The following is a 17,790-nucleotide window of genomic DNA, read 5'->3' as shown; positions in this document are numbered from 1 at the left end:
TCCACGAGCCGAACGACGTCTCACGAGCCGGACGTGCAGCGGGCGCCGAGCGGGCGGGTCAGCCGATCGCCTCGCGGAGCACGTGCATGAGGGCGTCGAGCTGGACCGTGTCGGCCGAGGCGGTCTCGGCGTCCGCCCCGTCGAGCGCGCGGGCGGCGAGACCGGCCTTCGCGTCGATGAGCTCGGCGATCTTGGCGTCGATCGTGTGCGCCGCGATGATGCGCCAGGCCGTGACCGGCTCCTCCTGCCCGATGCGGTGCACGCGGTCGATCGCCTGGGTCTGCTCCGCGGAGGTCCACGAGAGCTCGGCGAGGACGACGTTCGAGGACGCCTGCAGGTTGACGCCGACTCCCGCTGCGGTCAGCGAGCAGACCGCGACCGAGACGTCGGGGTCCTCGTTGAACGCGTCGATCTGCGCCTGCCGGAAGGTCGCCGTCTGGTCGCCGCGGATCGAGACCGAGGTGAGGTCGCGCTTCTCGAACGTGTCCTCCGCCTGGTCCATCACGTCGACGTGCTTGGCGAAGAACACGACCTTGCCGACGGAGCGAGCGAGCTGGGAGGCGTAGTCGGCCGCGAGCGCCGCCTTCGCCTGACCGATGCGGCGCACCATCGTGAACACGTTCTCGCCGGTCTTGGCCGACTTCGACTCCTCGAGCTCGCTCTGCGCGACGATGCGGATGAACCGCTCCTGCTCGGTGTCGTCGAGCTCGTGCGTGATCGACGCGGTGACGGCGCGGAACCGCTGCAGCATGCGGGCTCCGAGCTCGCGCTCGGCCTTCTGGATCGAGCGGCCGAGGTCGTCGTCGAGCTCGACGGGCAGATCGACGATCCGCTTGGAGGGCAGGTCGGCCGCCACGTCGATCTTCTTGCGACGGACGATGCCGAGATCGATCACGGCCTCGCGGGCCTCGGGATAGAAGCCCGTGTCGGCCGGCGTGAGTCCCGTCTCCTCGAGCTGGCGCATGAGCTCCGGCCCGGGCTTGGTCTCGTCGATCCAGCCCAGGAAGCGCCAGATCGCGCGGAAGTCGTCGACGTCGTTGATGAGCGGTGTTCCCGTGAGGGCGATCATCAGCGGGTCGTGCCCGGGGGTCGTCTCGCGGATCTTCGCCGCGAGCGCGAGGACGCTCTGCGAGCGCTGCGAGCGCAGGTTCTTGATGAAGTGCGCCTCGTCGACCACCATGCCGCGGAACCCGAGGTTCCCCAGCCAGCCGATGTGCCGGTCGAGGATGTCGTAGTTGACGATCACGACGTCGGCGAAGGCGTCGAGCGTGCCGCCGTCGCCGTGGATGACGGTCGCGCGGCGCTGCGGTGTCCAGTGCTCGACCTCGCGCGCCCAGTTCATCTTGACGACGTTGGGGACCACGGCGAGCAGCGGGTACGACCCGGTGACGGAGGCGGCGAGGAGGCTCTGGGCCGTCTTCCCGAGGCCGGGCTCGTCGGCGAGGAGGAAGCTGCGGTGCCCCTCCCGCGCGCTCTCGATGAAGCGCGCCTGGTGCGGCATCAGCTCGCGCCCGCGCGGCGTCACGCGGTCGATGGCAGGAGGGTCCGGCAGCTCCATGCTCGCGGCGCGACCGCCGGCGCCGTACTCGAAGGCCTTGAAGAGCGGGCCGAGCAGCTCCCAGTCGTCCAGCCGGCGGCGCGGTGCGGGTGCCGGTGCCGCGATCGAGAAGTCCGGAGGGAGGAACGGGTTGGCGAGCTGGCGGGCGCGGACCGAGGGCGGGACCACCTGGTTGACGGGCACCTCCGGCTTGGGCTCGGGCTCGGTGACGATGAGCAGCTCGTCGGGGCTCAGCTCGGCTCCCGCCTCGAGCAGCCAGTCGCGGCGGAGCTTCTGCGCGGCGGGGGTGATCCCCGCCTCCGACTCGAGCAGGGCGATCAGGCTCGTGTCCCGCGCGGCGGTCTTCGCGAGGATCGTCGCGATACCGTCGAGGCGCTTCATCTCTTCTGCACGCTGCGAGTCCGAGAGCTCGGTGTCGACCTTGACCCGCTTGCGCTCCTCACGCATGAGGAGGGCGATGACCAGGAACTTCGTCCGGTTGGTCGGCCCGACCTTGCCGGTCTGCGCCTTCGCCTCGACCTCCCGCACCCGGCGGGCGAGGATCGGGATGATCCCCGAGTTGTCGACTCCGCGCGCGCGCGATCGGGGCCGGGACCCGGCCGCGTTCGTGGTTCGACGCGTCTGACCGGACTGACGCTGGCCGCTGCGAGCCATGCTCCTCCTCGACGTGTGACGGGGGCGGAGGAGGGATTCCCGCGCTCTACCGTCGCATTGCACTGCACTGTCTTGCACAGGCCGCGTCGCCTCCGCTGAGGTGACGGGCATCGGTGCGCCCGGTGGCCGTCGGGAGCTCCGAGCAACGGGTCTGAGACCCGGTCGCAGCATCCCCGGCGCGCGGGTGCACCCCGAGTGTACTCCCGGACGGGGGTCCGGCGGGGCTCACTCGGGGACGGGGACCTTGATGAGCAGTCCCGCTGCGACCACGACTCCCACCGCGGCGAGATGGAGCGAGGACCAGACCGCGTCCGGGAACGAGAAGGGCAGCACGGGGTTCCAGAGCAGCACGATCGGGACGAGACCCGCCAGCCAGTAGTAGGCCCTCCCCTGGATCGCGAACCACCCGATCACGGCCGCGAGGATCGCGACCGGATAGCGGATGAAGTCGTAGGCGTCGCCCCCCACGAGCGCGAGGCCCGCCACGAGGATGATCGCGGCCAGGATCCCCGGCGCGAGTGCCATCTTCGACGTGGATCGGGAGGGGTAGCGGTCGGCGACTCCTCCGCGGGGCGGGGGGCCGGCTTTCTTGGCATTCACTCTCCGATGCTACGGGCCGGATACCCCGCCCGGGTATCCCGGCCGGCGGCGTAGGCTGGCCGCGTGATCGAGGACCTCAAGAAACGCTCCCTGCACCGAGCCCGCATCCTGGGGGGCCAGATGCGCGGGCTCGAGAAGATGATCGAGAACGAGGACTACTGCGTCGACATCGTCACGCAGTCGCTCGCGATCCAGAAGTCGCTCGGCTCGCTGAACAAGCTGATCGTCGAGAACCACCTGCGCACGCACATCACCGACATGTTCGAGGAGGGCGGCGACGCCCGGGAGGCCGCGATCGCGGAGTTGGTGAAGATCTTCGAGCTCTCGAACAACCGCTCCTGATCCCGGCCGCCGGAGCGGCGGCGGCACCCCGTCCCGCAGGACGGCGGATCCCCGGAGAGACGCCCGCCGCCCACGGCCTGCTGGTCGGGTAGCCCCGCAGGTCGAGACCCGCGAATCGCAGACGGCAGAACGCGCACCCGATCGGGTGCGCCGGGTGCGATGCTCGAAGCAGCGCCCGGAGGGGCGCGGAGGAGGCACGATGACCACGCTCACTGCCGTCCGCGGCGACATCACCCGCGAGGACGTCGACGTGATCGTCAACGCCGCGAACTCCTCCCTCCTCGGCGGCGGAGGGGTCGACGGCGCCATCCATCGCGCCGGCGGCCCCGAGATCCTCGAGGCGTGCCGGCGCCTCCGCGCGACCGAGCTCCCCGACGGTCTCCCGGCCGGGTCCGCCGTCGCCACCACCGCGGGCAGGCTGCCCGCGCGCTGGGTCGTCCACACGGTCGGCCCGGTGTTCTCGACGCGCGAGGACCGCACCGCCGTCCTCGCCTCCGCCTACACGGAGTCGATCCGCAGCGCTCGCGCACTCGGTGCCCGCACCGTCGCGTTCCCCGCCGTCTCGGCGGGCGTCTACGGCTGGCCGATGGACGACGCCGCCCGCGTGGCCGTGTCATCGGTGCGCCGAGCGGTCGCCGAGGACGGCCCGACGATCGACGAGGTGCGCTTCGTCCTCTTCTCGACGGAGGCGCTCGACGCGTTCCGCGGGGAGCTCGGCTAGCCCCCGTCAGCTCGTCGTCGCTCCGGACGTGTCCGTCGTGCCGGAGTCGCCCGTGCCGCCCGTCCCCGAGTCGCCCGCGCCGGGCCCTCCGAACCCCGGCTGACCCCCGCCCGGGAAGCCGCCCTCGGGCATCTCGCCCAGCTGCGACGGATCGAAGCGCACCGCGGAGGAGGAGCCGACCGCGTTGCCGACCGCGTAGCCGATCCCGTAGCCGCCACCCAGCAGGAGCAGACCCGCGACCACGGCGAGGGCGATCACCCGTGACCGTCGCCGCCACCAGCGCCGCCGCGGTTCGACCGCGGGAGCCGATGCCGTCGAGGGGTTCGGCGGCGGCCATCCCGTCGCCTCCGCCGCCCGCCCGCGTTCGTCGTTCTCGACCGTGTAGCCGCTCATCGCGCCTCCGCCTCTCGTCCTCCGCCCCGTCCGGGCGCAGTCCGAGAGTGCTGGCGAGTGCTGTGGGGAGGGTGTGGAGGGGCGCTCAGCGCCCTCTGAAGCCGGCGCCTACGCCGTCTTCGGGCGGGCGAACTCGTCGAACGGCAGCGTGATGGGGCGCGTGCGGGGAGGCATGCGCAGGACCGCGCCGAGCGCCGGTCCGAGCGCCTCCCGCCATGCGGCGTAGCCGTCCTCGTTGAGGTGCAGCCCGTCCGGGGAGTACTGCGGAAGGATCCCGCCGTCCTCGCCCGCCAGTACGGGCCAGAGATCGAGGTAGCCCGCGTGCGCCGTCGGGGCGAACTGCCAGAGGTGGCGGTTGATCTCGCGGATCTGCGGCGCGAACTCGTGCCCGCGCGGCAGCACGGAGATCACGAGGATGCGCACGTCCGGGAGGTCGCGCCGGAAGGTCGCCACGACCGTCTCGATGTTGCGGACGATGTGCTCGGTGGTGCGGTGCCAGGCGAGGTCGTTCGTGCCGACCAGCAGCACGATCGTGTCCGGCGCCTGCTCGATCAGCTCGGGGAGCCGTGCCACCACGTCGGCCGTGGTCGCCCCGCCGACTCCCTCGTCGACCACCGTCGAGGCCGAGAGCCACTCGTCCCAGCCGCCCCCCTGGATGATGCTGTCCCCGATGAAGAGGGTCTTGCCCAGCTGGAGATCGCGCCCCGCGTCCGTGTCCGACCGTTCGCTCATCGTGCTCCTCTCGGTTGCGTCCGGGGCGGCGTCGCCGCCCGCGGACCCTCCCATTGTCACCTCTGCTCTCCGCGCCCGCCAGGGGACCCCTCATCGGCCGAGTCGCGGAGCCCCGCCGCGGTCGCCGTGATCCGGTTCGCCATCCCGTTGAAGATGACTCCGTGGAAGGGCAGGACGGCGAACCAGTACAGCCGTCCGGCGAGCCCCTGCGGGAAGAAGACGGCGCGCTGGGTGTAGACCGAGCCGCCGCCGTCTGCGGGCTCCGCGCGCATCTCGAGCCACGCCCCTCCCGGGACCTTCATCTCGGCGCGCAGGCGCAGCAGTGTGGGCCGCTCGATCGCCTCGACCCGCCAGAAGTCGAGCGCGTCGCCGGCGTGCAGGCGCTCGGAGTCGCGCCGGCCGCGCTGCAGTCCCACTCCCCCGACGAGCTTGTCCATCCATCCCCTGATCGCCCAGGCGAGCGGGAAGGAGTACCAGCCGTTGGTCCCTCCGATGCCCTCGATGACCCGCCAGAGCCTGGCCGCGTCGGCGTCCGTCCGACGGACCTTGCGGTCGACGTAGACCGTGTGGCCCGCCCACTCGGGATCGCTGGGCAGCGGATCGCTCGGGGCACCGACGACCTCGGAGTTCTGCCAGCTCGTCTCGATCTCGCCGGACTGCATCTTGCCCAGCGCCAGCCGCACCGATCGCCGGTACCCGGTGAGCCCGCCCTCGGGGTCGGGGATCAGCTCCCGGATGTCCTGCTCGCGCACGATGCAGTCGTACTGCAGGGAGGCGATGATCGGCACGGCGAGAGAGCGCGGGATCGGAGTCACGAGATTGACCCACTGCGAGGCGAGCCACGGAGTGAACACGGGGAGCGACGCGATGGGCCGCTGCGGGAGACCGGCCTCGACCGCGTAGCCGTTCATCATCTGGCCGTAGCGCAGCACATCGGGTCCGCCGATGTCGAAGGTGCGGTTGATCGAGCGGTCCTCGAGGGAGGCGGCGCCGATGAGGTAGTGCATCACGTCGCGCACCGCGATCGGCTGGATGAAGTTGCGCACCCACTGCGGCGCGGGCATGTAGGGGAGGATGTCGGTCAGGTGGCGCACCATCTCGAACGACGTCGAGCCCGAGCCGATGATCACTCCGGCCTGCAGCGCGATGGTCGGCACTCCCGACTCCATCAGGATGCGGCCGACTTCGGCGCGCGAGCGCAGGTGCTTCGACAGCTCCTCGCCGTCGGGGTGCAGGCCGCCGAGGTAGACGATCCGCTCGATCCCGGCGGCCAGTGCGGCCTCGGCGACGTTCGTCGCGGCGCGGCTCTCGATCTCCTCGAAGCGGGCGTGGTCGGCGCCGGAGCCCATCGAGTGCACGAGGTAGTAGAGGACTCCGACGCCCTCGAAGGCCGCCGCGAGCGACTCCGGGTCGGCGAGGTCGCCCTGCGCCACCTCGACCTGGTCGGCCCAGGGGACCTCGGCGAGCCTGCGGGGGTCGCGCACCAGCACGCGCACGCGGAATCCGGCCTCGAGGAGCCTGGGGGTGAGGCGACCGCCGATGTAGCCCGTCGCTCCGGTGACGAGGGCGAGGGGGCGCGACGGTGCCGGTGACGATTCGCTCATGCCGGCCACGCTACGCCGAGCGGGGGCGCGCCTCCCCTGCTGGTGCGCGGCCCCGCCCGCTGCTATGCCCGCGGCACCGGAACGGCCCGGCCGGGGGCTCAGGAGAGGCCGAGCACCGTCCGGATGCGACCGACGTCGTGGTTCATCTGCCGGATCAGCGGCTCGACGCCCTCGTAGGCGACCTGTCCGCGGATGCGCGAGACGAAGGCCACATCGACCACGCGATCGTAGAGGTCGAGGGTCTCGTCGAGGACGAAGGCCTCGACCTGCTTCGGAGGCACGCCCACGAACGTCGGGTTGCTCCCGACCGAGACCGCGGCGGGGTAGGTGCGCCCCTCGACGGTGAGCCGCCCCGCGTAGACGCCGTCGGCGGGGATCAGCCCCTGCGACTCCGGGGACAGGTTGGCGGTCGGGAAGCCGAGCTCGCGGCCCCGCTTCGCTCCGTGCACCACGACTCCGCGCACGACGGGCTCGTGACCGAGCAGCCAGGTCGCGTGCTCGACGTCGCCCTCCGCGAGCAGCTCGCGGATCCAGGTCGAGGAGACGCGGCGCCCGTGCTCGGGCCGGACGTCGTCGATCAGCTCGACGTCGAAGCCGTGCGTCTCTCCGAGGGAGCGGAGCATCCCGACGTCTCCGGCCCCGCGCGCGCCGAACCGGAAGTCGGAGCCGACGAGCACGATGCGCGCCTCGAGGGCGTCCACGAGCACCTGCTGCACGAACTCCTCGGGGGTCAGCGAGCGGAACGCCTCGTCGAAGGTCAGCATCAGGGTCGCGTCGACCCCGGTGCCGGCGAGGAGCTCGAGCTTCTGCTCGTTGCCGACGAGCGCGGGAGGGCACTTCTCGGGTGCGATGACGCTCAGCGGATTGCGGTCGAAGGTGACGACGACGGCGGCGAGCCCCCGCTCCCGCGCACGCTCGTGCAGGGTCCCGATGACGGCACGGTGGCCGGAGTGCACGCCGTCGAACTTGCCGATCGTCACCGCGGAGGGGCCGATCCCTGCAAGGTCCTGCGGACTGGTCTCGACGCGCATCACGCGGGTCCGGCGGCGTCGCGGCGGCTCTGCACCCGGAGCCACCACAGCCCCAGAACCGGCAGGACGAGCGGGATGAGGAGGTAGCCCGCGCCGAACGCCGACCAGACCGTGGACTGGCGGCCGAAGGGGTCGACGCTCGTGAGGCCGAGCAGCTGCGGGGCGAGCACGCTGATCGCACCGACGACCAGCACGCCGATCAGCTCGAAGGTGATCGTGACCCAGGCGACGCGCTGCCAGAGGCGGCCGGGCGCGACGAGCGCGACGGTCGCGACGATGTACACGACGGCCGACAGCGCCGAGAGCGAGAACGCGAGGGGCGCCTCCTCGAAGCGGTCGATGATCTGGAAGACGGAGCGCCCGGTGGCCGCGAGCGCGAGGATCCCGTAGACCACCACGAGCAGGCTGCCGATCCCCCTCGCTCGTCTCGAGCGGACGGGCTGGGTCCTGGTGCTTCGCGGGGTGGTCGCCCGTCGGGGCGCATCGCTGGCTTGATTCGACATCGCAGGGTCAATGGTAGGCGCTCGGCACGAGCCGCCGGGCGGCGGCCGCTGGGCTCAGGCGACCTGGAAGAACCAGATCTGGTGCATCCGGTAGACCATCACCGCGATCGAGAGGCAGACGACGCCCAGGATGACCGTGCTCCACCGGCTGCGCTCGATCAGCGCCCAGAAGCCCGCGACGACCGGGAGGATCAGCGCCGAGATCAGGTAGACGTAGTACTCCGGCAGGCTCCCCGACGGCGAGTTGCCGACCAGCGGAGAGACGATCGCCACCGCGAGCTGGACGATGAGCAGGAGCTCGACGATCGCGGTCGCCCCGACCGAGACGTCGGAGGGGCGCCGACCGAGGAGCCCGAGCACGAGGCACAGCAGTCCCGCGACGACGGCGACGCCGACCTGCAGCGTCGTGAACCACTCGATCACGGCGCAACCGCCCGCAGGTGCTCGGTGGGGAAGTTCACGACGCTCGTGAGCAGCCGGCCCCGGCGCTCGGCGAGGCCGATGAGCCGCCCGGCCGGGTCGACGGCCGCGAGCAGTCCCTTCGCGGCCAGCGCCGCCTCCGGAGCCGCGATGCGCTTGCCGTTGGCGAGATCGACGGACGCCTGGGCGTCGAGGTGCAGCAGCGGGAACAGCTCCCCCGCCACCGCGGTCGGGGTGAGCATGGCGGAGGCGACGTCCACCTCGTCGATGTCCCCCGCCGCATCGACGGAGAACGGGCCCACCGCGGTGCGCCGCAGCGCTGTGAGGTGCCCGCCGACACCGAGCGCCGCGCCGAGATCGCGGGCGAGCGCGCGGATGTAGGTGCCGGAGGAGCACGCGATGCGCGCCTCGAGATCGAGGAACCCGTCGACATCGCGGCGGGCGAGGACGTCGAAGGCCGAGACCGTCACGCTCCGGGCCGCCAGGACGACCTCCTCGCCGTCGCGCACACGAGCGTAGGCGCGGCGGCCGTCGACCTTGATCGCGCTGACCGAGCTCGGCACCTGCTCGATCGCGCCCGTGAGCGCGGCGACGACCTCGTCGACCGACTCCGGAGTGATCGACGCGACGCGACCCGGCTCCGACCTCTCGAGCAGCTCGCCCTCGCGGTCGTCCGTGGTGGTGGCGGCGCCCAGGCGGATCGTCGCCTCGTAGACCTTGTCGAGACCGACGAGGTAGGTGAGCAGCCGTGTCGACGGGCCGAGGCCGAGGATCATCAGACCCGTCGCCATCGGGTCGAGAGTGCCGGCGTGGCCGACCTTGCGAGTGCCGGCACGGCGACGCGTCCGCGCGACGAGGTCGTGGCTGGTGATCCCGCCGGGCTTGTCGAGGAGGAGGATCCCGTTCGGCGCCGTCGCTGGGTCACCGGGGGTCTCGAGCACGGGTGCGAGGATACACGCGCCGTTCGGGAGTCGGCTCCGCGCGCGACCCGCGGATCGGGTCGCCCTAGGCTTGCCGGATGAGGATCGCAGTACTCGGAGCGGGCGCCGTCGGGGGCACGATCGCCGCGCTCCTGGATCGCGCCGGACACGACGTCGAGGTCACGGCCCGGGGTGCCAACCGCACCGCCGTCCGCCGCTCCGGCATCCGCCTCGACGGCGCCTGGGGCCGGCACACCGCCTGGGTGCGCAGCGGCGAGACCCTCGACCTGGTCCCCGAGATCGCCTTCGTCTGCACCAAGGCCCAGGATGCGGAGGACGCCCTCCGCGCCAACCGCCGCACCGTCGACGGGACCCTCGTGGTCGTCGTGCAGAACGGGTTGGACGGCCTCCAGGCGGCGCAGCGACAGGTCCGCGACGCCCGCCTCGTCGGGGCGCTCGCCCTGTTCGCCGCCAGCCACCTCGAGCCGGGGCGGGTGAGCGTCACCGCGCCGGCCACCACGACCCTCGGAGTGCCCGGTCGACCCGCCGACGACGACGTCCGTCGCGCGGCCTCCGTGCTCGGGGAGGCCGTTCCGACAGCGACCACGGACGACTTCCTGGGTGCGCAGTGGACCAAGCTCCTCATCAACGAGGTCAACGCCCTCCCCGCGATCACGGGCCTCTCGGTGCAGGAGACGATCGCCGATCCGGGCCTGCGCCGTCTGCTCGCGCGGGCGATGAAGGAGGCGGCGCGCACCGGGATCGCGTCCGGCGTGAGCTTCGGCGCGCTCCAGGGTCTGACCGACGCCCGGGTGCGGGCGCTCGCGGCGGCGCCGCTCACGGTGGTCGAGCTGCTGCCGCGGCGGATGGCCTCGGGCATGGGGTCCGTCCCCAACCCGGGCTCCACGCTGCAGAGCGTGCGCCGCGGCGTCCCGACCGAGATCGATCATCTCGCCGGAGCGGTGGTGCGCACGGCGAGCCGTCTCGGACGTGAGGCGCCGGTCAACCAGCTGCTCGTCGACCTCGTCCACGAGGTCGAGCGCACGGGCGCCTTCCTCGCGCCGGCCGACGTCGTCCGGCGCGCCTCCTCCCTCTGATCGGGGCGGATCGACGGAGGTGCCGCGTCAGCAGGAGTCGGCGAAGATGCGCCGCGGATGCTCGGGGTCGCGGATGTCGACCAGCACGGGCGCCAGACGGCGCGGGTCGGTGCTCGCGCGGTAGGCCGCGTCCACCGGCGGCTCCTGGGTGTCGAGCCGGATGCTGAGGTTCCAGGCGCCGCGGAGCTCGGGCCGCAGCGCGAACTCCCCGTCCACCAGCAGCACGGCGTCCCGGCCGGCGGTGCGCCACTTGGGCTGCCGCGCCTCGTCCCGCACGGCGTCGAAGCCCGCGAGCACGAAGCCGGTGCTCCCGCCGAGCTTGAAGGGATCGAGCAGCACGCGCCGCAGCAGCTCGTAGTCGTAGCGGCCGAGGTAGGCGCGCTGCGCCTCCGGGAGCGCCGCGTCCTCTCGGTCGGCCCGAGACCGCTGGAAGTCGACCAGGTGCGCGGTGAACGCATCGTGACCGGCCCTGCGGAGGGCGTCCGCGAGATCGGCGGAGAACGCCGCGCTCACCTCGGGGTCGTCCGCGTCGATGCCGACCGCGACGCGCCCGCGCGCGTAGTTGTGCAGCACCTCCGCCGCGAGAGCGTCGAGCACATCGGCCTTCTGCGGAGCCCACTTGGTCATCCCCTCACGATACGCGGCACCCCTTAGGGTGAGCCGATGCCCGCACCCTTCTCCCCCGAGATCGTCTCCTGGTTCCGCGCGAGCGCGCGCGACCTCCCGTGGCGTCGCGAGGGCTTCCCGGCCTGGGGAACGCTCGTGAGCGAGTTCATGCTGCAGCAGACCCCGGTCGTACGGGTCGTCCCCCGCCTCGAGGAGTGGCTCCGGCGCTGGCCCACCCCCGCCGATCTCGCGGCCGTCCCGCCCGGAGAGGCGGTCAGGGCCTGGCAGTCCCTCGGGTACCCGCGACGCGCGCTCCGCCTGCACGCCTGCGCTCTGGCGATCGCCCAGGAGCACGGCAACGTGGTCCCGGAGGACGTCGACGTCCTCCTCGCCCTGCCCGGGATCGGCGACTACACGGCTCGGGCGATCGCCGTCTTCGCCTACGGCCACCGGCACCCGGTCGTCGACACCAACGTGCGCCGGGTCATCGCCCGAGCCGTGGCGGGAGCCGCAGAACCCGGCCCGCCCCGGTCAGCGGTCGACCTGGCCGCCATGGAGGCGCTCCTCCCCGTGGGTCTCGAGGACGCCGCCGCGTTCAACGCCGGGATGATGGAGCTCGGAGCGATCGTCTGCACGGCGCGGGCGCCGCGCTGCGACGACTGCCCGATCCGCGAGGCGTGCCGCTGGCGGGCCGAGGGGTATCCCGCTCACGACGGCCCCGTGAAGGCACGCCAGAAGAGGTTCGAGGGCTCCGATCGCCAGGTGCGGGGCCTCATCCTCGCCGAGCTGCGCGCCGCCCACACGCCGGTGACCGAGGCCGAGATCGACTCGCTCTGGCCCGATGCCGAGCAGCGTCGTCGCGCGCTCGCCGGCCTCCTCGCCGACGGACTCGCGGTCGGCGACCCGGCTGTCGGCTACCTCCTCCCCCACTCCTGAGTGCAGCCGCGCAGACCGGGCCGGGCGTCGGAGGCGACGGGTAGCGTGGCGCCGTGACCGATCGCCGCCTCCGCCTCCCCCGCCCCGACGACGACGTCGCCCGGGCCCTCGCCGCCGTGCGGGTCGAGCACGAGCTGCCCGGCCCGTTCCCTCCTGCCGCGCTCGCCGAGGCCGAGGAGGCGGATCGGCTCGCCGACGACGCCGGGCGCCTCGATCTGACCGCCGTCCCGTTCGTGACCATCGATCCGCCCGGCTCCCTCGACCTCGACCAGGCACTCCATCTCGAGCCCACCGCGTCCGGCGTCGTCCTGCGCTACGCGATCGCCGACGTGCCGGCGGTCGTCCGGCCCGGCGGAGCCCTCGACACCGAGACCCGCCGGCGCGGCCAGACCTACTACCTCCCCGATGGCCGCGTCCCGCTGCACCCGGATGTGCTCTCCGAGGGCACGGCGTCCCTGCTCCCCGGGCAGCCTCGACGCGCCCTGGTCTGGACGCTCGAGCTCGACGCGGGTGCCGAGCCGCGCTCCGTGCGCCTGGAGCGCGCCCTCGTGACCAGCATCGCCCGTCTCGACTACGAGACGGTCCAGCGCAGCGTCGACGCGGGTCGGCCGCATCCGTCGATCGAGCTCCTGCCCTGGTTCGGGAGGGAGCGCCTCGCCCGCGAGGCCGAGCGCGGTGGAGCGAGCCTGACCCTCCCCGAGGAGGAGATCGTCGCTGCCGACGGCGGCTACCGGGTCGAGCGTCGCGCCCCCCTCGCCGTCGAGGCGTGGAACGCGCAGGTCTCGCTCCTGACCGGCATGTCGGCGGCGGCGATGATGCTCGACGCCGGCGTCGGGATCCTCCGCACCATGCCGGCCGCAGACCCCTCGACCGTCGCCGCCTTCCGCACCCGGGCCGAGGCGCTCGGCGTCCCCTGGCCGACGGACGAGACGTACGGCGCCTACCTCCGCCGGCTCGACACCGCAGAGCCCCGGCAGCTCGCCGTCATGTACGCCGCAGCCTCGCTGTTCCGAGGAGCCGGTTACACCGCCTTCGACGGCACTTCCCCCGAGCATCCCGAGCAGGCGGCCCTCGCCGCTGCCTACGCGCACGTCACGGCACCGCTGCGCCGCCTGGTCGACCGGTTCGGACTCGCCGTCTGCCTCGCGATCTCGACGGGCGAAGACCTGCCCGACTGGCTCCGGTCAGCACTGCCCGAGCTCCCCGCTCTCATGGCCTCGAGCGACCGGCGCGCCGGAGCGGCGTCACGCTCGGCGACCGCGGTCGTCGAGGCGGCGATCCTCCGGGGTCGAGAGGGCTCGGTCTTCGAGGGCGTCGTCGTCCAGACCGCGAAGACCCGCTCGTCCGTGCAGCTGCTCGATCCCGAGATCACCGTCGACGTGCAGACGCCGCTCACGCCGGGAGCCCGTGTCGACATCGTCCTGGTCTCGGTCGATGTCGCCACGGGCTCCGCCGTGTTCAGGCTCGGCGACTAGTCCTCGTCGTCGTCCTCACGGGGCTTCACGTAGGGGTCGGCGTCGCCGGCGTAGTCCGCCGTCGCGGCGAGGGTCTGCACCTGCGAGTCCTGGTTGCGCGCCGCGGCGAGGAGATCCTCGATGTGCTTCGCGTTCTCGGGAACCGCGTCGAGGATGAACTCGAGCGACGGGGTCAGCCGGGCGGTGATGTTCTTGCCGACCTCGGTGCGCAGCATCCCGGTGGCCGCCTTCAGAGCGGCAGCCGAATCGGCGCGCTCCTCGTCGGTGCCGTAGACCGTGTAGAACACGGACGCGTGCTGCAGGTCGCCGGTCACCTGCACATCGGTGATGGTGACGAAGCCGAGCCGCGGGTCGCGGAGTCCGCGCTCGAGTCGCTTGGCGACGATCACCTGAATCCGTTCGGCGAGCTTCCTCGCCCGTGCCGGATCTGCCATGGCTGGTCCTCACATCTCTCTCGACGCGCCTCTCGGCTCGTCATCTAATCACTGTTCCGGCAGCTGCCGGGGGCCGTTGCTGGGGCTCTCGAGGGCTCCGGATCAGGCGGGGTGCCTCGTCACGGCTCCCTCCCGAGCGCCTGCGGCGCTCCCGCCAGACCCGAGCCAGGAGCCGTGACGAGGCACCCCACCTGATCCTCCTGCTCAGAAGCGCTGAGCTCTTCTGAACTGAAGCGGAGGGAGGGTGCTGTCGTCCTCTCGCGCCTGGCTCGGGTCTGGCGGGCGCCCGCAGGGCGCGGGATGGCGCGAGAGGGCGACAGCACCCTCCCGATCCCCCTCTGAGCGTCCCCAGCTCTGCTGTGAACACACCACCGGGAAAGCCGGAAGGCCCGGGCGGACCCGGGCCTTCTGGTGAGTCGGGATCAGCCTCGCGGCTTCTCCTTCATCTCGATCGTCTCGATCTCGTCGCCGATCTGGATGTCGTTGTACTTGCCGAGACCGATACCGGCCTCGTAGTCCGTACGGACCTCCGTGACGTCGTCCTTGAAGCGACGCAGCGACTCGATGGCGAGGTTGTCGCCGACGACGACGCCATCGCGGATGACGCGCGCCTTCGAGTTTCGGGTGATCGTGCCGGAGCGGACGATGACACCCGCGATGTTGCCGAACTTGGAGGAGCGGAACACCTCGCGGATCTCGGCGACACCCGACTGGACCTCTTCGAACTCGGGCTTGAGCATGCCCGTGAGCGAGTTCTCGACCTCTTCGATCGCGTTGTAGATGACCGAGTAGAAGCGGATGTCCACTCCTTCTCGAGCAGCGCGCTCGCGGGCCTTCGGGTCGGGGCGGACGTTGAAGCCCACGATGATCGCGTTGTCGATCGTCGCGAGGTTGACGTCCGACTCCGTGATCGCACCGACACCGCGGTGGATGATGCGCAGCTGCACCGAGTCGTCGACCTCGATCTTGACGAGCGACTCCTCCAGCGCCTCGACGGCACCGGACACGTCGCCCTTGATGATGAGGTTGAGCGACTCGACCTTGCCCTCTTCGAGAGCACGGGTGAAGTCCTCGAGCGAGATGCGCTTGCGGGCCTTGGCCAGCAGGGCGTTGCGCTGAGCGGCTTCGCGCTTCTCGGCGATCTGGCGGGCGGTGCGGTCCTCCTCGGTGACGAGGAAGGTGTCGCCGGCCCGGGGCACGGACGAGAGTCCCTGCACCTGGACCGGTCGCGACGGCACGGCCTCGAGCACGGCGACGCCGTTCTCGTCGGCCATCGCACGGACGCGGCCGTAGGCCGTTCCCGCGACGATCGCGTCGCCGACCCGCAGCGTTCCCGACTGGATGAGGACGGTCGCGACCGCACCGCGTCCCTTGTCGAGCTTCGCCTCGATCGCGACGCCGCGAGCCTCCTTGTTGGGGTTGGCTCGCAGGTCGAGACCGGCGTCGGCGGTGAGCAGCACGGCGTCCAGGAGGTCCTGGATGCCGGTGTTGGCCCGCGCCGACACGTCGACGAACATGACGTCTCCGCCGTACTCCTCGGCGACCAGACCGAACTCGGTCAGCTGCTGACGCACCTTGGCCGGGTTGGCGTCGGGCTTGTCCACCTTGTTGACCGCGACCACGACCGGCACGTTGGCCGCCTGGGCGTGGTTCAGCGCCTCGATGGTCTGCGGCATGATGCCGTCGTCCGCCGCGACCACGAGGATCGCGATGTCCGTGACCTGCGCACCGCGGGCTCGCATGGCGGTGAACGCCTCGTGACCCGGGGTGTCGATGAAGGTGATCGGGCGCTCGACGCCCTCGTGCTCGGCGACGACCTGGTAGGCACCGATGTGCTGCGTGATGCCGCCCGCCTCGCCGGCGACGACGTTGGCGTTGCGGATCGCGTCGAGCAGGCGCGTCTTTCCGTGGTCGACGTGGCCCATGACGGTGACGACCGGAGGACGGATCTCGAGATCCTCGTCCGTCTCGTCGTCGAGCTCCTGCTCGAGGTCGAGACCGAAGCCCTCGAGGAGCTCCTTGTCCTCGTCCTCGGGCGAGACGACCTGGATCTTGAAGCCCAGCTCGGAGCCGAGCACCTCGAAGGTCGCCTCGTCGAGCGACTCGGTCGCCGTCGCCATCTCGCCCAGGGCGAAGAGCACGGTGACCAGGTTGCCGGGGGGCACCGGAACACCGGTCATGGCCTCGATCTTGTCGGCGAAGTCCGAGATCGACGCGCCGCGGCGCAGACGGATGATCGTCTTGCCGTCGCCGCGGGGGACGCTGACGCCGCCGAGCGACGGAGCCTCCCTGAGCTCGAACTCCTGACGCTTCGTGCGCTTGGACTTCCGGGCCTTGCTCTTGCCGCCTCCGCGACCGAACGCGCCTGCGGTGCCGCCACCGGGGCCGCGACCGCGACCGCCGCCGCCACCGGGGCGCGGGGCGAAGCCGCCGCCTGCACCGGGGGCGCCGCCGGGACGCTGGAAGCCGCCGCCGGCCGGACGACCGGGGCCGCCGGGACGACCGGCTCCTCCGCCGCCGGGACCGCCGGGACGCTGGCCGAAGCCTGCGGGACGCTGACCCATGCCGGGTCCGCCGGGGCGCGGGGCACCGGGGCGGGGAGCGGCGGGACGCGGGATGTTGCTGGGAGTCGGACGCGACCCCATGCCCTGCGAGCTGGCGAAGGGGTTGTTGCCGGGCCGGGGCGCAGCGGGACGCTGACCCATGCCCTGGTTGCTCGCGAACGGGTTGTTGCCGGGGCGGGGGGCGCCACCGGGACGGGTCGAGCCGCCCGCGCCGCCGGAGCGGGGCGGGGTGGCAGCCGCGGGAGCCGGGCGAGGGGTCGCCGGCTTCGGGCCACCGGGGGTGGGTCCGCCTGCGGGCTTCTCCGCCGCGGGGGCGGAGGGCGTCTCGGCGGGGGCCGGGGCGGCAGCGGCAGCGGGGGTCGCCGGAGCCGGAGCCTCGGCGGGCGCGTTGGCGGCGTCCTGTGCACGCTGGGCGGCTGCTGCCTCCTGCGCGGCCTGAGCCGCGACCTGACGCTCGGCGACCGACATCGGCGGAGCCGGTGCCGGAGCGGGCGGCTTGGCCGGGCCGGGGGTCGGCGCGGAGGGGCGGACACCCGACGGTCGCGGGGCGCCCGGACGGGCGGTGGTGGTGCCGGGCGCGGCCGGAGCGGACGCTCCGGTGCTCGTACCGGCCTGGCCCTGGAGGGCCTGACGGAGCTTGCGAGCCACGGGGGGCTCGATGCTCGAGGACGGTCCCTTGACGAACTCGCCCAGCTCTTTCAACTTCGCAAGTGCGACCTTGCTATCGACACCGAGTTCCGATGCGATCTCGTGCACGCGTGGTTTAGCCACTTCTCTCCTGTCTTGGGCCTGCACCCAAGACGGGGCAGGCGTCACAAACGGACGGGTCTCATTTCGAGCCGCTCATCAGTCTTCGCTCATGATCAGTTCACGGGCCGTTCTGCCTGTTCTCTCGATGGTGCGATCCGCTGCGCCGGCTCCTCGGGACGAGGGGCCGAGCCGGTCGGATCGCGGGTGATGTACCGCTCCAGTTCGCTCGCGTCCACGCTCTCGCGTGTCCGGAACGCCCTGCTGAACGCTCGGCGCTTGACCGCGCGTTCGTAGCAGTCCTTCGCGTCGTGCAGCCACGCCCCCCTGCCCGCAGCAACAGCACGCGGATCGACCGCGAGGGTGTTGGAGTGGAGGACGATCCTCAGAAGAGAGGATCGCGGGGCGCGCAGACGGCAGCCGACGCACGTTCTGACGGGATCCACTCTACTC

The 17,790-nt window shown here is 72.2% G+C and carries 18 protein-coding genes; 5 read left to right on the top strand and 13 right to left on the bottom strand.

Annotated elements, in window-relative coordinates:
* Positions 1-58: 58 nt before the first annotated feature.
* Positions 59-2,212 (bottom strand): DEAD/DEAH box helicase, encoded by a 2,154-nt coding sequence (locus B9Y99_RS05390; protein WP_085475516.1) that lies wholly within the window; start codon positions 2,210-2,212, stop codon positions 59-61.
* A 225-nt stretch (positions 2,213-2,437) separates the two neighbouring features.
* Positions 2,438-2,812, bottom strand: a complete 375-nt coding sequence (locus B9Y99_RS05385; RefSeq protein WP_129587904.1) for a DUF6804 family protein — start codon at positions 2,810-2,812, stop codon at positions 2,438-2,440.
* A gap of 63 nt (positions 2,813-2,875) precedes the next feature.
* Here B9Y99_RS05385 and B9Y99_RS05380 point away from each other — a divergent pair, with 63 nt between their 5' ends.
* Both B9Y99_RS05380 and B9Y99_RS05375 read left to right on the top strand, forming a co-directional pair.
* Entirely contained in the window at positions 2,876-3,154 is a 279-nt protein-coding gene (locus tag B9Y99_RS05380; protein ID WP_085475514.1) for a metal-sensitive transcriptional regulator, read from the top strand.
* Between the two features lie 199 nt (positions 3,155-3,353).
* On the top strand, positions 3,354-3,875 hold the full coding sequence (locus B9Y99_RS05375) for an O-acetyl-ADP-ribose deacetylase (RefSeq protein WP_085475513.1): 522 nt from the start codon (positions 3,354-3,356) through the stop codon (positions 3,873-3,875).
* Between the two features lie 6 nt (positions 3,876-3,881).
* Here the strand turns inward: B9Y99_RS05375 and B9Y99_RS05370 are convergent, their stop codons facing one another.
* From B9Y99_RS05370 to truB, 7 genes are all read right to left on the bottom strand, one after another.
* Complete coding sequence (locus B9Y99_RS05370) at positions 3,882-4,268, bottom strand: hypothetical protein (RefSeq protein ID WP_085475512.1); 387 nt, start codon at positions 4,266-4,268, stop codon at positions 3,882-3,884.
* Between the two features lie 108 nt (positions 4,269-4,376).
* On the bottom strand, positions 4,377-5,000 hold the full coding sequence (locus B9Y99_RS05365; protein WP_085476257.1) for a GDSL-type esterase/lipase family protein: 624 nt from the start codon (positions 4,998-5,000) through the stop codon (positions 4,377-4,379).
* A 56-nt stretch (positions 5,001-5,056) separates the two neighbouring features.
* The gene (locus B9Y99_RS05360) at positions 5,057-6,604 is read right to left on the bottom strand and encodes an SDR family oxidoreductase (RefSeq protein ID WP_085475511.1); all 1,548 of its coding nucleotides are present in this window, start codon (positions 6,602-6,604) and stop codon (positions 5,057-5,059) included.
* Positions 6,605-6,702: 98 nt separating this feature from the next.
* The gene (locus B9Y99_RS05355; RefSeq protein ID WP_085475510.1) at positions 6,703-7,635 is read right to left on the bottom strand and encodes a bifunctional riboflavin kinase/FAD synthetase; all 933 of its coding nucleotides are present in this window, start codon (positions 7,633-7,635) and stop codon (positions 6,703-6,705) included.
* Positions 7,635-8,138, bottom strand: a complete 504-nt coding sequence (locus B9Y99_RS05350; protein ID WP_085475509.1) for a hypothetical protein — start codon at positions 8,136-8,138, stop codon at positions 7,635-7,637. Before B9Y99_RS05350 ends, B9Y99_RS05355 begins: the two co-directional genes overlap by 1 nt.
* A 54-nt stretch (positions 8,139-8,192) precedes the next feature.
* On the bottom strand, positions 8,193-8,561 hold the full coding sequence (locus B9Y99_RS05345; protein ID WP_085475508.1) for a hypothetical protein: 369 nt from the start codon (positions 8,559-8,561) through the stop codon (positions 8,193-8,195).
* Complete coding sequence (truB, locus tag B9Y99_RS05340; protein WP_085475507.1) at positions 8,558-9,499, bottom strand: tRNA pseudouridine(55) synthase TruB; 942 nt, start codon at positions 9,497-9,499, stop codon at positions 8,558-8,560. Before truB ends, B9Y99_RS05345 begins: the two co-directional genes overlap by 4 nt.
* A gap of 77 nt (positions 9,500-9,576) precedes the next feature.
* Here truB and B9Y99_RS05335 point away from each other — a divergent pair, with 77 nt between their 5' ends.
* Positions 9,577-10,575 (top strand): ketopantoate reductase family protein, encoded by a 999-nt coding sequence (locus B9Y99_RS05335; protein WP_085475506.1) that lies wholly within the window; start codon positions 9,577-9,579, stop codon positions 10,573-10,575.
* 27 nt (positions 10,576-10,602) lie between these two features.
* On the opposite strand, the gene B9Y99_RS05330 is transcribed toward B9Y99_RS05335, so the two are convergent.
* Positions 10,603-11,202 carry a nucleoside/nucleotide kinase family protein gene (locus tag B9Y99_RS05330; protein WP_085475505.1) on the bottom strand — a complete coding sequence of 200 codons (600 nt, stop codon included), beginning with the start codon at positions 11,200-11,202 and terminating at the stop codon, positions 10,603-10,605.
* A 36-nt stretch (positions 11,203-11,238) separates the two neighbouring features.
* On the opposite strand from B9Y99_RS05330, the gene B9Y99_RS05325 reads away from it, so the two are divergent.
* Both B9Y99_RS05325 and B9Y99_RS05320 read left to right on the top strand, forming a co-directional pair.
* On the top strand, positions 11,239-12,117 hold the full coding sequence (locus B9Y99_RS05325; protein WP_085475504.1) for an HhH-GPD family protein: 879 nt from the start codon (positions 11,239-11,241) through the stop codon (positions 12,115-12,117).
* Positions 12,118-12,170: 53 nt separating this feature from the next.
* Positions 12,171-13,592 (top strand): RNB domain-containing ribonuclease, encoded by a 1,422-nt coding sequence (locus B9Y99_RS05320; RefSeq protein WP_085475503.1) that lies wholly within the window; start codon positions 12,171-12,173, stop codon positions 13,590-13,592.
* Here the strand turns inward: B9Y99_RS05320 and rbfA are convergent.
* The 3 genes from rbfA to B9Y99_RS05305 form a co-directional block, all read right to left on the bottom strand.
* The gene (gene rbfA, locus B9Y99_RS05315) at positions 13,589-14,026 is read right to left on the bottom strand and encodes a 30S ribosome-binding factor RbfA (RefSeq protein ID WP_085475502.1); all 438 of its coding nucleotides are present in this window, start codon (positions 14,024-14,026) and stop codon (positions 13,589-13,591) included. The genes B9Y99_RS05320 and rbfA overlap by 4 nt on opposite strands.
* Before the next feature lie 422 nt (positions 14,027-14,448).
* On the bottom strand, positions 14,449-17,361 hold the full coding sequence (infB, locus tag B9Y99_RS05310; RefSeq protein ID WP_208856887.1) for a translation initiation factor IF-2: 2,913 nt from the start codon (positions 17,359-17,361) through the stop codon (positions 14,449-14,451).
* Between the two features lie 92 nt (positions 17,362-17,453).
* A complete protein-coding gene (locus tag B9Y99_RS05305) occupies positions 17,454-17,783 on the bottom strand; it encodes a YlxR family protein (protein ID WP_085475500.1) in 330 nt (109 codons plus the stop codon).
* Positions 17,784-17,790: the final 7 nt, after the last annotated feature.

The sequence above is a fragment of the Rathayibacter oskolensis genome (assembly GCF_900177245.1).
GTDB lineage: Bacteria > Actinomycetota > Actinomycetes > Actinomycetales > Microbacteriaceae > Rathayibacter > Rathayibacter oskolensis.
Note: the sequence above shows the minus strand (reverse complement) of the source record. Positions and strands in the feature narration are given on the sequence as shown.